Here is a 13123-nt window from a genome sequence, read left to right as displayed (position 1 = left end):
CGCTGCACATTAGAAATGTTCCTGCAGCCAGGCGCCAATTTTCAGGGCGATGTCGTCGCTGTTGTTGTCCATCATCAGCATGTGCGAATTGCCGTATATGCCCATCTTGGCCAGCTCCCACCATTCGGCGCCGATGCCCGCGTGAACCAGGGCATTCCTGAATGCGGCGCCTTTTTCCATGAGAGTTTCCCAGGTGGGAGTGGCGTCCAGATAGTCGCCATAGACAAACAGGCCGGCCCGCAGGCCCAGCGATGGAATCGCGTCGGCAGGGCAAAACCCGGAAGGCTCGACCGCGACCATGCCTTGCACCACGTCCGGGCAGCGGGCGGCAGCGCGGAAAGCCACTTCGCCGCCATGGCTGTGCGCCAGCAAAAGACAGGGGCCGATATGATTCAGGGCCGCACACAAGGTTGTTACGGCCGTGTCGTTGTTGGACAGCCAGCGCGGCACGGCCCCACAGATGAACGCATCCAGATGTTCGACTGGAAATCGCTGGCCGGCAAAGGCCTGCCGAGCCGGAAAGTCGGGTGCCTTGCCGAATCGGAACAGGCTCCAGGCTTCTTCGGCGCTGCGGATGATAGGCGCATCGGGCCAGACGCCCGGAAAAGGAGCCCAGCCTGCGCGTCCGCGTTCGACGTTGTCGACAATGTATACAGCGAAACCCTGGTCGACAAAGGCTTGCGCCCAGCCGGTGCGGCCATCGGGCGTGTGTTCCCACATGGCTCCGTTCATGCCGCCGCCATGCAGCAATACCAGCGGCAGCGCGCAACGCTGTTCGGCGGGAATGAAGTACTGCACATAGGCCTGTTCGATATGGAACAGGCCATTCGGATCGTACTCGTACGATGCCGTTTGAGTAAAGGCGATGGATCGAACCGGCTCGCCCGTGATGCGCAGTTGCCGGCCGCCCGCGTAAAAGCTTCCGAATCGGGCTATTCCTGTTTTTGACGCGGTCATGGGCGGCGGGTTGGCCTTGCTATGATTTCTTGTCGTTCTTGAGCAGTGGGCACTGGCTTTCGGCTAAAGGCCACACCAGGTTTTCGCCGGGTATGGTGGCAATGATATTGTAGTAATCCCAGGGCTTCTTGGATTGCTCGGGGGTTTTGACCTGCGCCAAAAGCATATCGCGCACGACCAGGCCATCGGGACGGATTTGAGCATGCTGGCTGAAAGGGTCGTCGATGGGCAACTGGCGCATTTTTGCCATGACGGCGTCCGACTGGTCGGTGCCGGCGGCTTTTACCGCCTTGAGGTAATGCCTGACCGAACCGTACACGCCTGCCTGCAAAAAGGTGGGCGGCTTGCCGACGCGGGCCTCGAATTTCTTGGTAAAGGCGCGCGTACCGTCGTTGGCGTCCCAGTAAGAGGGCGTGGTCAGGTAGGTGCCTTGCGCCACTTTAAGCCCCAGGCTGTGCACGTCGGTGATCATGAGCAGCATGGCAGCCAGTTTCTGTTTGCCCGTGCCCAGGCCGAATTCGGCAGCCTGTTTGATGGCATTGATGGTGTCGCCGCCCGCGTTCGCCAGCGCAATGATCTGTGCGTTGGAGGATTGAGCCTGCAACAGAAAGGACGAAAAATCCGCCGTATTCAGAGGGTGGTAAACCGTGCCCAGCACGTGCCCGCCGTTGGCGGTAACGACCTCGCTGGTGTCCTTGGCCAGTTGTTTTCCGAAAGCGTAATCGGTGGCCAGTATGAACCAGTTTTTTTCGCCCGCCTTGACCACTGCGCTGGCGGTGCCTCGAGCCAGGGCATACGTGGTGTAGGTCCATTGCACACCATAAGGCGAGCACTGGCCTTGGCTGAGAGCCGTGGTTCCGGCGCTGGAAAACATCACGATTTTCTTTTTCTCGCGAGCGATGTTCTGCACGGCCAGGGCGACGGAGGAATTGGGCAGATCGACGATGACATCGACTCCGTCGACGTCGAACCATTTGCGGGCGATCGCGCTGCCTATATCGGGACGATGCTGGTGGTCGGCGGCAATGACTTCGATGGGGCGGTCCAGCACCTTGCCGCCTGCTTCTTCGACGGCGATGCGCGCCGCCTCCACGGATCCTTTGCCGGTCGCGTCGGCAACGACGCCGGATAGATCGGTCAGCACGCCGATTTTAATGGGTGCGGCCGGGCTCGACGGCGTTTGGGCATTTGAAGAGGCAGGCAGGACAAGCAGGGCGCTTGCCGACAGGGCAGCGGCTATCAGGGTGATTTTCACGGAGGCCTCCTCGGGCGGATTGGGGAATATTTTTTGTGCTGGTCGCTTGCGGCTTATTTAATATCCTTTTGGCCCTTCGGGCAAGCGGCAATCGGTAACACGCGCCGGGCTGTCAGCGCTGGAACAGCGTTCGGGCGCCTTCGTAGCGCTTGGCGAAGTAGGGGCTATTGAGCGCATCGATGCGCACATGGCCGCCGCTGGACGGCGCATTCACGAACTGCCCATCGCCAATATAGATGCCCATGTGGGAATAGGCGCTGTGGAGCGTATTGAAAAATACAAAATCGCCCACGCTTAAATCGCCGCGGGATACAGGTCGGCTGATCTGCGCGATTTCGGCCGTGTTGTGGGGAAGCTGCTCGCTGGTGGCGTCTTCAAACACGTATTGCACCAGGCCGCTGCAATCGAACCCGCTATCGGGGCTGGAGCCGCCATAGCGATAGCGCGTGCCGACCAAGCCCATGGCTGTCAGCGCGACGTTGTTGCGCTTTGTTCCGTCGATAACGATGTGTCGATATGAACGCAGGCCTTGGGATGACTTGAGGCCCGACTCGCCGGCGCAGCCGGCCAGCAGGATCGACAGCATGCTGATCAACAGCAGGGAATAAGGCCGGGCCTGACGCCCGCGTTCAGGTGTCTCCATGCCTGCATTATGGTGGGGTTCATCTGTGCAGACAATAGCGCAGGCGGCGAAATGGGCCCGAAAAGCCTTAAGATGTGCGCTTATGGCCACAAATCGAGTGCCTACAACATTGATTTCCCCCACGCTGTTGCGCGCCTATCGCGAAACGGACTATATCGTGAGCGGTGCCAGCGGCTTCACGCTGCGAGTCGGAGTAGCGAGCCCTGCCTTGTCGGCCCTGTTCGAGCGGCATGGCGTGCGGTGCGCGGCGTTCATCACGGCATTCAATCCGCTCAGCCGGGTTACACCCGAGCCAGAAAATCGCCGGCGCCAGCGCGAGCTGCAAGACTGGCTGGATCGAAGCGCGTATACCTGTATGCAAGGAGTCGGGCGGCATCCATCGAACTCATGGCCCGGCGAGCCGAGCTTTCTGGTTTTGGGCATTGATCGTGCGGATGCCCGGGCTTTGGGCGGAAAATTCCGCCAGAACGCCATAGTGTGGTGCGGCGGCGATGCCATGCCCCAGTTGTTGCTTCTTTAAAGTTATCAGATAACCTGATATTATTGCCGCTATGCAAATTTCACCGCAAACCCTGACCAGCCGCGTGGCCGATGCCCTGATCGAGCGTATCCAGCAGGGGGTTTATGCTGTCGGCGCCAAATTGCCAGCGGGGCGCCTGCTGGCGCAGGAGTTCAATGTCAGCGCCGCTGTCATACGCGAAGCGACCGAACGCTTGCGCACCAAAGGGCTGGTGGAAAGTCGCCAGGGGGCGGGGTGCCGCGTGCTGGCCAGTTCGGTCGATGAAGGCTTCCAGCTTATCGTACCCGCGGATGTAGACAAAACGGCGCTCAGGCATATTTACGAGTTGCGCTGCGAAATCGAGGCGGGGGCGGCCAGCCTGGCCGCCTTGCATGCCGGCCCCGATGAAATTGCACTGATGGAAGATATTCTGCGCTCCCTGAAAAAAAGCCTGGGCGAGCCCGATCAGGCGCTGGAGTGGGATCTGGCTTTTCACAAGGCCATTGCAAAGGCCACGCATAATCCGCACTACATGCAATTGATGCAATACCTCAACGAGCAATGGCGCTATGGTGTGCGGGCGGCAAGGCTCAATACCCTGGCGCTCGATCGCGCCCGGAAATCCACGCCGTCCAAAGCCGGACTGGCATCCTATGTGCATGACGAGCATGTAGCCGTGCTGGCGGCGATCAAACAACACGACCCGGCGCTGGCCCGCAGCATGGCCAGAAAACATTTGCACAATGCCAGCCAGCGGCTGGGCCTCGATGTTTCTTTTTTGTAGATCTGAATTTTGAAAGCATGGATATCATGAACCGTTTCCAGGAAGAATTGAAAAACGCCCTGAGCCCGGACGTCGTGCAAACCGCAGCCGAGGAAATAGTGCCATGGCTAAGCGATTGGCGTGGTATCTACACAGGGCAGGCACAGGCGCTTGTGCGGCCGCGGTCCACGCAGCAAGTAGCCGAATGCCTGCGTCTGTGCCATGCCCACAAGGTGCCCGTGGTGCCGCGGGGCGGCAACACGGGTTTGTGCGGCGGGGCCACGCCCGACGCCAATCCGGCCAATGTCATTCTGTGTCTGGATCGCATGAACAGCATTCGTTCGCTCGACACCATTGCCAACACGCTGGTGGTCGACGCGGGCTGCATTCTGGGGAACCTGAGGCGTGCGGCAAACGAAGCTGGGCGCATGCTGCCGCTTAGTCTGGCGGCTGAAGACTCCGCGCAAATCGGCGGCAACCTGGCCACCAATGCGGGCGGCGTGAATGTCGTGCGGTATGGCATGACGCGCGAGCTGGTGCTGGGCGTCGAGGCAGTGCTGCCCGATGGCACGATTTTCAATGGGCTGCACACCTTGCGCAAGGACAATACCGGCTACGATCTGAAGCAGCTGTTCATAGGCTCCGAGGGCACGCTGGGTATTATTACAGGCGTGGCTTTGCGCTTATATGCCCAGACGCAAGTGCGCTCGGTGGTGCTGGTGGCCGTCGAGTCCGCGCAGCAATCGCTCGAGTTATTTCGCCTGCTGTTTGGCGCCTGCGGCGCGCGCCTGCAGGCTTTTGAATTTTTCACCGACGCTTGCCTGGACCTGGTGCTTGCGCATACCGAGGGCCTGCATGAACCTTTCGAGCAGCGCCATCCCGCCTATGTGCTGATCGAATTGGCCGACACCGCCGACGGTGAAGGCCTGAACCGTTTGCTGGAAGAGGTGATAGGCCAGGCGCTGGAGCAGGAACTGTGCCAGGACGCGGTCGTTTCGGCATCGCTGTCGCAGTTGCAGACCTTGTGGCGGCTGCGCGAAGAAATCTCGGAAGCGCAGCGCGCCGACGGCCCGCATCTGAAACACGATATTTCCCTGCCTATCGAGCGCATTCCCGATTTCATGCGCACCGCCGTGCAAGGCCTGCATGCGGTGGCGCCCGATTGCCGGCCTTACATATTCGGCCACTTCGGCGATGGCAATTTGCACTACAACATTTCCCGTCCCCAGGGCGCCGATAAAACCTGGGCTGCCGAACATGAAGAAGCGGTGGCCGATGCCGTGTTCGATGAAGTGGCGGTTTACGGAGGCAGCATCAGCGCCGAGCATGGCATAGGGCAGCTCAAGCGCCGTGCTTTCCACCACTACAAGGATCCGGTCGCTATTGCGCTGATGCAACAGATCAAGCAACTGTTCGATCCGCACAACATCATGAATCCGGGCAAGTTGTTGTAGTGCCGCCAGGGGCGAAATGGAATTACCAGCGCGCGCCGAATGCCTGGCGCAGTTCTTCGATCTGATCGCTGCTCAGGGGCGTTGCGCTGTGCCGGCTGAGCATCCATAGTTTGGCGGTTTCTTCCAGCTCTTCCAGAATTGCCATGGCGCCGCCCGGGGTTTCGCTCCAGACATTGGGCCCGAGCCGGTCCAGCATGACAGCGCAAATGGGTGAGCCTTTTTTCCTTGCCTGCAGAATTTGCTGTTCCACCAGCACGCCTGTTTGCGGACTGCCGGGGCGATGATAGGGGATAAGCGGGACGTGCCCGATCTTCATGACGAAATACGGTGTGATGGGTGGCAAGAGTTCCGGTTCGCCTGTTGTGCGCGTGAGCGTCAGCGCCACCAGGTGAGTGGAGTGGGTGTGTATGACGCAGGCGGCGCCTGGGTCGGCGGTATAAATGTGTTGGTGCAAGGCCAGGGTTTTGCTGGGCTTGTCGCCGGCAAGCCAGGAGCCGTGCGCATCGACCCGTGCAATGCGATCGGCATCCAGGAAGCCCAGGCAGGCGTCGGTGGGGGTGATCAGAAAGCCATTGTCGAGCCTGCAACTGATATTGCCGGCGGTGGCGTGCACGTAGCCGCGTTCAAAGAGGCTGCGCCCGACCCGTACGATTTCGTCTCGAAGCTGGGTTTCCGTCATGTGGCCGATCCGGCAAGCCGTTCCCGCCAGCCCAGGCCTTCGGTCGTGGCGCCAAGCGGCGCGTATTCGCAACCTATCCAGCCCTTGTAGCCCAGGCGTTCAATCTCGGCGAAAACAAAAGGGAAGTTGACCTCGCCCGTTCCGGGTTCGTGTCGCCCCGGCACATCCGCAATCTGGATATGGCCCGCAAATGGCATGCTGGCGCGCATCCGTTCAACCAGATTGCCTTCGCCGCGCTGCACATGATAAAGATCGAGCATGATCTGCAGATTGCCGCAGTTCAGTGCGCGGATGAGATCGATGGCCTGGGCTTGCCGGGTGAGAAGATAGCTGGGGCGGTCAAGCGCATTGAGCGGCTCTATCAGGACCTGGCGGCCGTAATCCTGTGCAAGGGCGCACGCCGTCTTGATGTTGCCGCCATAGACTTCCCATGCATCGGCAACGCTTAGCGAGGGCGGTGCAACGCCCGCCATGACATGCACCTTGGGGCAATCGATTGCCTGGGCATACACCATGGCCTGGCGCACGCTTGCCATGAATTCGTCGCGCCGGGCGGGGTCGGCGGCCAGCCCCCAGTCGCCCGCGGCCGCATTGCCGGACGGCGAGTTCATGCCTACGCAAACAAGGTGGTGTTTCCGCAGCTGCTCTTTCATTTCCGGTGCAGGGATATCGTAAGGGAACCAGATTTCTATCGCCCTGAAGCCGGCGTCCGCGGCGGCCTTCAGGCGTTCCAGTACGGGCAGTTCCTGGAACATAATGGAAATATTGGCTGAGAATTTCAACATGGTTATGGCCTATCGCGTATGGTACTTGCACAGCAGCATTATGACGCTATGCATGTGCGTAACGTCATGGTATTAGCTTGCGTTGGTTTGCGCCAGCCCCGGTTTCCAATAAGCACTATTTTCGCAAGCTATGGCTCGACCCCATCTTGTTCGAGAGGGGCTTCTTCAAATTGACCGTATACGCGCCGCCAGATTATATCGAAACGACTTTCTGGCATTGCTGTCCCAGGCCGTCGATGCCCAGCTCCACAAGATCTCCATGCCGTAGATACTTGGGTGGGGACATTCCCATGCCGACGCCAGGGGGAGTGCCCGTGGCGATGAGATCTCCGGGCATCAAGGTGATGTACTGGCTGATATAGCTGATCAGGCGCGCCACTCCGAAAATCATCTTGCTGGTATGCCCGGTTTGGCAGCGCACCCCATTGACGTCCAGCCACAAAGCCAGGTTTTGCGGGTTGGGAATATCATGTTGAGTGACCAGATAAGGCCCCACGGGGCAAAAGGTGTCCAGACTTTTCCCTTTGTGCCATTGCCCTGCGCTACGTTCGATTTGTAGTTCGCGTTCGGACACATCATTGACGATGCAATAGCCGGCCACGTGCTCCAGGGCTTGCGTTTCGGAAACATTTTTGGTTTTTTTTCCTATCACTGCACCGAGTTCCACTTCCCAGTCGACTTTCTCGCAACCAACTGGATATACGACATTGTCGTATGGGCCATTCAGGCTGGTGATGGCTTTGCTGAACAAAATTGGTTCTTTGGGCAACGCCATATGCGCTTCGGCGGCATGGTCTGAATAATTCAATCCTACCGCGACTATTTTTTGCATGCCGGTATAAGGTACGCCTAGCCGTTGCGGTTCACGCACCAAAGGAAGCGTAGTGGGGTCGGTCTGTATGAGATGATCGAAGACACCCCCGTCAAATTGGCTTGCGGCAATGTCGGGCACTATCTGGCTCAGGTCGCGGATATTGCCCTGAGCATCAATCAGGCCCGGCTTCTCGTATCCTGCGGCCCCGTACCTCACTAATTTCATTTGTTACTCCTTCTGTGTATTTCCGACAGTTCAATGCGTAATGCTGATGTGGGTCAATTCAGCCACGTGACGCCAATAGGCCTGATCTTGATGTATGTATTCCGCGAACTTCAAGCTATTCAATGGATGGACTATTGTTCCTTGTGCTATGAGCTGTTCGCGTATATTGGGCTTCTGCATGACCTTCAATAGTGCGGTGTTGAGCGTTGTGATAATGGAATCGGGTGTTTTTGCCGGCACTAGAATGCCGGACCAGAAACTCACGACAAAATTCTTGCTGCCCGCTTCAGCCATGGTTGGAACGTCTGGCAGGACAGGCAGACGTTCCTGGGTCGTCTGAGCCAGCGCGACCAGCTTGCCGGTCTTGATGTACGGCAAGACCGGCAGCACATTGCTGAACATGACTTGCACCTGGCCTTCCAGCAGCGCGCTCAATGATGGTCCGCCACCCTGGTAGGGTACATGCAGCCAATCGAGGCCAGTTCGTTTTTTGAAAAGTTCGGTGGCCAGTTGCTGGGGCGAGCCGACGCCGGTCGATGCGTAATTAATGGAGCCTCGATTCTTTCGGGAAAGCTCCACGAGATCCTGCAATGTCTTGATCTTGAGCGAGGGTGTTGCGACCAGTGCAAATGGCGATTCCGTTAGCAAGGTGACGGCTTTGAAATCGCGCGTGACCGAGAACTTGGCGGTTTTGTCGATGGCGGGTGTAATCGTTACATTGGACGTTGCTAGGAGAATCGTATATCCATCGGGATCGGAACGCGCAGCAGCCAGCGTGCCGATTGCCCCGGATGCGCCGCCGCGATTGATTACGATAATGCTCTGGCCCAGTTCGCGGCCGAGTTCAGCGCCTACCAGACGGGCCAGTATGTCGGTTCCTCCGCCCGGTGGATAGGCAACGATCATTCTTATTGATTTGTCGGGATAGTGGGGCGTGGTCGCCCATGCTATATGACCCGCACTGGAGCACGCGATAGCAAGCCCCCATCCAAGCAGTCTGGTCAGTTTCATGTGCTTATCCTCTTTAATTGATTTTGACGTTGGCGTCAGCCACTATTTTTCTGAATTTCGCGACTTCCGCAGCTTGGAACGCTGCAAACTGTTCGGGAGTGCTGCCTTCGGGCTCCATATATGAAGCCGAAATCTGTTTGCGAATCGCAGGATCGGCCATGATTTTCATGACGGCCTGGCTAAGCGTACCGACCACAGGCTTGGGCATATGTGCAGGCCCGAACAGTCCGAACCAGCCGACCTGATACAGGCCTGTCAAGCCAGCTTCTTCCAGTGTGGGCACGTCGGGCATGATTTTTGAACGAGTTTGCGAACTGACCGCTAAAGCCCGTATTTTTCCTGAGTGGATAAAAGGCATTACAGCGGCCGGTGTGACAAACATGCTGGTCAGACGCCCGCCTAGTAAATCGGTCAAGGCAGGGCTGCTGCCGTTATAGGGTACATGCAGCATATTGATGCCAGCCTGTTTCATCACCCGCAGCGCCAGAATATGCTGTGGTTGGCCGATACCTGGGGTTCCGTAGGTGGCCGCACTGGGCTTTGCCTTGGCGAGCCTGAGCAGATCGGCAAACGTCTTTATAGGCGATTTCGCCGGCACTACCAGGACTTCGGGCGCCGTGGCAATTAGGCTGATGGGGGTGAAGTCCTTGATCGGGTCGTAGGTTGGATCGGTATGTATCAAAGGAAGAATGGCATGGGTCGCGGCATGTCCCATAATTAGGGTATAGCCGTCGGGCTGTGCTTGCCGGACATATTTTGTTCCTATCAAGCCCGATGCGCCAGGCCGATTCTCGACGATGACAGATTGCTGAAATTCCTTGGCCAGCTTATCGGCCACCAATCGGGCCAGAAAGTCAGTACCTCCTCCTGATGGTCCGGCTACGACAATTTTGATAGGTCTTGTTGGATAGTTCTGCGCCTGGGCTACGCTCATGAATGCAGCAAGCGAAAACACGGCCATACTTATTTTTCGTATTGCATCAAGTAGTAATGCTCTCATATCCTGTCTCCTGTTCCAGCTTTTTTTGTTAATAAATATCTCGCATGCGCAGCGTATGCGCATTCAGAACACTGCGATCAATGCGTGGCCAGTAACCGGCAGGCAAATGAATAGCCCCGTCAGTGAAGGGCAGCGGATTTTCAAACAAACGGGTTCGCGTTTTTAAAAAGCCGTTCATCTCGCCTGCGTTGGAAATTCCCTTGGCCGCTACGCAGGCCTCCATCCAGCATCCAAGTTCAATCGATACGCCGTCTCCCAGCACTGGCGTCATGCCCAGGTCTCGTATTCGTTGTAGAGCAGCGCTCAATTGCTGAGCGCTGCCGATTTTTTTCAGTTTGAGCTTGACATAGCCGACATTCGGAATAGTGGCTGCGCGATCGATGTCCGAGACCTTGTAGATCGATTCATCCAGCATCACAGGAACAGTCGATACCGCCGCGACTCGGGCATTGGCTTCCCAGTCTGCAGAAGCGCATGGTTGTTCCAGAAGCTCTATGCCTTGAGGATGCAAACGAGAGGCGAAAGACTGGCCGTCCTCGTTGCTATAGCCCTGGTTGGCATCCAGTCTCAGGCTAGCTCGTCCCGCAACGCAGCCCTGTATGATCGACATGCGGTCCAGGTCGTCCTGCCATTTATAGCCGACCTTGATTTTCAGGGTTCCGAAGCCGGCTTCCAGAAGCGCATCGATCTCGTCGCGTATTGCATGCGCTTCATGGGCCTGGCACGGGGCGAGCAAGGGAACGCGAGTTTCCTTGTCAACGCTGAAGGGCGTCTCGCTGCACAGCATGTCCAGGGCTGCATAAGCTGTGCTTGCCATGCCTGGATACCGGCCGCCATATCCGGCGATGATCGAATGGGCTTGGCCTATGGCCACTTTCTTCAGCCGTTCGCCCAATTCGATGGCGGTATTCCAGGATCCCTCTACCGTTTCTTCGGTATAGCCGGGAATGATCAAGCATTCCCCCCATCCCGAGCGCCCCTCCTTGTCCAGCAATTCAAGCACTATCGGATCGAACAAATGCAGATTGCCCATCGACAGCTTATAGGGTGTGATCAGGGGAAACGACAACTGTCTGACGACAGCTCTTTCGATAATCATTAATGGATTCCGGATTGGGTGTTATAAGAAATATCAGATGACTGCTTCACCGGCAATTTGTGTACGGTAGAGTAGCCGCCTCGTCGTGGCATCGAAAGAATCCCGCCTATGCATGGTGCAGCGGTTATCCCATAAAATCAGGTCGTCCAATTGCCATACTTGAGTCCAGACAAACTTCTCTTGGGTCGCGTGGGCCCATAAACTATTCAGGAGATCTTCGCTTTCTTCGACCTCCTGGCCAACGATATAGGCATTGCGCCGCCTGCCCAGGAACAGGGCGGGTTTTCCTGTTACGGGATGGATACGCACCAGTGGATGGGTGGCACCAACGGTTTTTCGTGGGTCGCTGATATCTTCATAGCCCTTGCGGAGTTCGCCCGCGCTATTCCGGCTTGCGTCATGTATGCACTGCAGCCCTTGGATTCGCGTCTTCAGATTGGCAGGCAGAGTCTCGTAGGCCGCATACATATTGGCGAACTGAGTATTGCCCCCACTGGGTGGAATTTCAATGGCATACAGGGCGCTGCCTTTAGGCGGCTTGGGGTTGTAGGTCATATCTGAATGCCATACCGCTTCGTATGCGCCAAGGGCTCCTACAGGCTTGCCATTAGTCGTGACATTTGAGATGACGGTTATCTCAGGATGTTGCCAGTCGAAATCGTCGCCTAGCTTGGAACTGGCAGTGGGGGCTTTGTCCAGAGATCCAAAATGGCGGGAAAAGTCGGCCAGATTTTGCACACTGAGTCTCTTTTGCCCTCGCAGCCTTAGAACCAAGTGATCTGCCCACGCCTGTTTGATAGCTTCTACCGCCGGCTGCGTAATGGGCTGCGACAAATCTACATTATGCACATCGGCGCCCAATGCGCCTCCTGAAGCGGTAACGCGAACCGTATCGTCGATATGTAAGGTTTGCATCGTTATCTCCTTTAAAAAGATCTATTGGATGTTGGGATGATAAAAACAGGCTATTTATCAGTCCAATTTATTTATGTTATAAATTTATTTGTTATGAAAATAAATATCACTTTCCGGCAATTGGAAGCTTTTGTGGCGCTGGCGCGCACACTCAATTTCAGCGAGGCTGCCAAAAACGTCTATTTGTCGCAGCCTGCGCTTAGCGCTGCCATACGCAAGCTCGAAGAAAGGGTTGATGCTGTTTTGTTTGACCGGACGACCCGGACCGTGATTCTTACGCCAATAGGGGCCGAATTGCTGGTAGTGGTTTCGCGTATGCTTGACGACTTTGATTCTTCGCTTTCGAGTATCAGCGATTTGGTCAGCGGGAAGCGAGGTAGCCTGGCGATATCGGCCGCCCCCTCATTGGCGGCGACCTTTCTGCCCGAGGTGCTTAATGCGTTTCAACAAAAGTATCCTGAAATAGCCCTGCGCGTGCACGATGCGCTGTCTGAGGTGTCGATCGAGCTTTTGAAGGCGGGGACGGTTGAGCTGGCATTGGCGCCGGCGAAATTTCTGGACGAAGATTTAGTGCATCGCGAGCTGTTCCTGGATCGCCTGGTCTTGGTTTGCCCTCCTGATCACGATCTGGCCAAGTATAAAAAAGTGACCTGGACTAAGTTGCAGCCGTATCGTTTGGTTTCGCTGAGGAGCACAAGTAATGTCAGGATTCTGATGGAGGCCGAATACCTGCAGCATGGGAAAAAATTCCAGCCATCATTTGAAGTCGAACAAACAAGCACCTTGATCGGCTTTATTCTCAATAAGCTGGGGGTAGGGATTCTGCCGGCATCGTTGATTCCTTTGGTCAACTCCGGCAATCTTGCGACCGTCGATCTTGTATCTCCGGAGATTCATCGTTCGATTTGTGTGGTGCGGCTGAAGGCTAGGTCGCCGTCGCCAGCGGCGCAGACTTTTATGGAGCTATGCGACCAATATGCCAAAAAATACCAGCGCTAATCCGAAATTTTTTTGAAAAAAATTG

Annotated in this window: 14 protein-coding genes; 4 read left to right on the top strand and 10 right to left on the bottom strand. The window is 56.8% G+C overall.

Going from position 1 to position 13123, the window contains the following annotated elements; genetic code table 11:
• Window positions 1-9: 9 nt before the first annotated feature.
• From LSG25_RS05035 to LSG25_RS05025, 3 genes are all read right to left on the bottom strand, one after another.
• Window positions 10-957, bottom strand: a complete 948-nt coding sequence (locus tag LSG25_RS05035) for an alpha/beta fold hydrolase (RefSeq protein ID WP_232743615.1) — start codon at window positions 955-957, stop codon at window positions 10-12.
• Window positions 958-976: 19 nt separating this feature from the next.
• Entirely contained in the window at window positions 977-2212 is a 1236-nt protein-coding gene (locus LSG25_RS05030) for an ABC transporter substrate-binding protein (RefSeq protein WP_370635952.1), read from the bottom strand.
• Window positions 2213-2324: 112 nt separating this feature from the next.
• On the bottom strand, window positions 2325-2855 hold the full coding sequence (locus LSG25_RS05025) for a C40 family peptidase (RefSeq protein WP_232743614.1): 531 nt from the start codon (window positions 2853-2855) through the stop codon (window positions 2325-2327).
• An 82-nt stretch (window positions 2856-2937) separates the two neighbouring features.
• On the opposite strand from LSG25_RS05025, the gene LSG25_RS05020 reads away from it, so the two are divergent.
• Genes LSG25_RS05020 through LSG25_RS05010 form a run of 3 tightly spaced genes read left to right on the top strand, consistent with a single transcriptional unit; the run spans window position 2938 to window position 5571 of the window.
• Window positions 2938-3375 carry a DUF3293 domain-containing protein gene (locus LSG25_RS05020; RefSeq protein ID WP_232743613.1) on the top strand — a complete coding sequence of 146 codons (438 nt, stop codon included), beginning with the start codon at window positions 2938-2940 and terminating at the stop codon, window positions 3373-3375.
• 31 nt (window positions 3376-3406) lie between these two features.
• Entirely contained in the window at window positions 3407-4138 is a 732-nt protein-coding gene (locus tag LSG25_RS05015) for a FadR/GntR family transcriptional regulator (protein WP_232743612.1), read from the top strand.
• 26 nt (window positions 4139-4164) lie between these two features.
• Window positions 4165-5571 carry an FAD-binding oxidoreductase gene (locus LSG25_RS05010; protein WP_232743611.1) on the top strand — a complete coding sequence of 469 codons (1407 nt, stop codon included), beginning with the start codon at window positions 4165-4167 and terminating at the stop codon, window positions 5569-5571.
• Between the two features lie 22 nt (window positions 5572-5593).
• On the opposite strand, the gene LSG25_RS05005 is transcribed toward LSG25_RS05010, so the two are convergent.
• The 7 genes from LSG25_RS05005 to LSG25_RS04975 all read right to left on the bottom strand — a co-directional run bounded on the left by LSG25_RS05005 (window position 5594) and on the right by LSG25_RS04975 (window position 12099).
• The gene (locus LSG25_RS05005; RefSeq protein ID WP_232743610.1) at window positions 5594-6250 is read right to left on the bottom strand and encodes an aldolase; all 657 of its coding nucleotides are present in this window, start codon (window positions 6248-6250) and stop codon (window positions 5594-5596) included.
• Complete coding sequence (locus LSG25_RS05000; RefSeq protein WP_232743609.1) at window positions 6247-7035, bottom strand: hydroxypyruvate isomerase family protein; 789 nt, start codon at window positions 7033-7035, stop codon at window positions 6247-6249. The genes LSG25_RS05005 and LSG25_RS05000 overlap by 4 nt, the downstream gene beginning before the upstream one ends.
• Before the next feature lie 193 nt (window positions 7036-7228).
• Entirely contained in the window at window positions 7229-8074 is an 846-nt protein-coding gene (locus LSG25_RS04995; RefSeq protein ID WP_232743608.1) for a fumarylacetoacetate hydrolase family protein, read from the bottom strand.
• A 30-nt stretch (window positions 8075-8104) separates the two neighbouring features.
• Window positions 8105-9085: a tripartite tricarboxylate transporter substrate binding protein gene (locus LSG25_RS04990; RefSeq protein WP_232743607.1), complete on the bottom strand. Its 981-nt coding sequence runs from the start codon at window positions 9083-9085 to the stop codon at window positions 8105-8107.
• A gap of 13 nt (window positions 9086-9098) precedes the next feature.
• Window positions 9099-10148 (bottom strand): tripartite tricarboxylate transporter substrate binding protein, encoded by a 1050-nt coding sequence (locus LSG25_RS04985; RefSeq protein ID WP_232743606.1) that lies wholly within the window; start codon window positions 10146-10148, stop codon window positions 9099-9101.
• Window positions 10114-11184, bottom strand: coding sequence for a mandelate racemase/muconate lactonizing enzyme family protein (locus LSG25_RS04980; RefSeq protein ID WP_232743605.1), 1071 nt, complete (start codon window positions 11182-11184; stop codon window positions 10114-10116). Before LSG25_RS04980 ends, LSG25_RS04985 begins: the two co-directional genes overlap by 35 nt.
• 33 nt (window positions 11185-11217) lie before the next feature.
• Window positions 11218-12099, bottom strand: a complete 882-nt coding sequence (locus LSG25_RS04975) for a TauD/TfdA family dioxygenase (RefSeq protein WP_232743604.1) — start codon at window positions 12097-12099, stop codon at window positions 11218-11220.
• Window positions 12100-12135: 36 nt separating this feature from the next.
• Between LSG25_RS04975 and LSG25_RS04970 the strand changes: the two genes are divergently transcribed.
• On the top strand, window positions 12136-13098 hold the full coding sequence (locus LSG25_RS04970) for a LysR family transcriptional regulator (RefSeq protein WP_232743603.1): 963 nt from the start codon (window positions 12136-12138) through the stop codon (window positions 13096-13098).
• Window positions 13099-13123: the final 25 nt, after the last annotated feature.

Source organism: Paralcaligenes sp. KSB-10 (assembly GCF_021266465.1).
Taxonomy (GTDB): Bacteria; Pseudomonadota; Gammaproteobacteria; order Burkholderiales; family Burkholderiaceae_B.
Note: the sequence above shows the minus strand (reverse complement) of the source record. Positions and strands in the feature narration are given on the sequence as shown.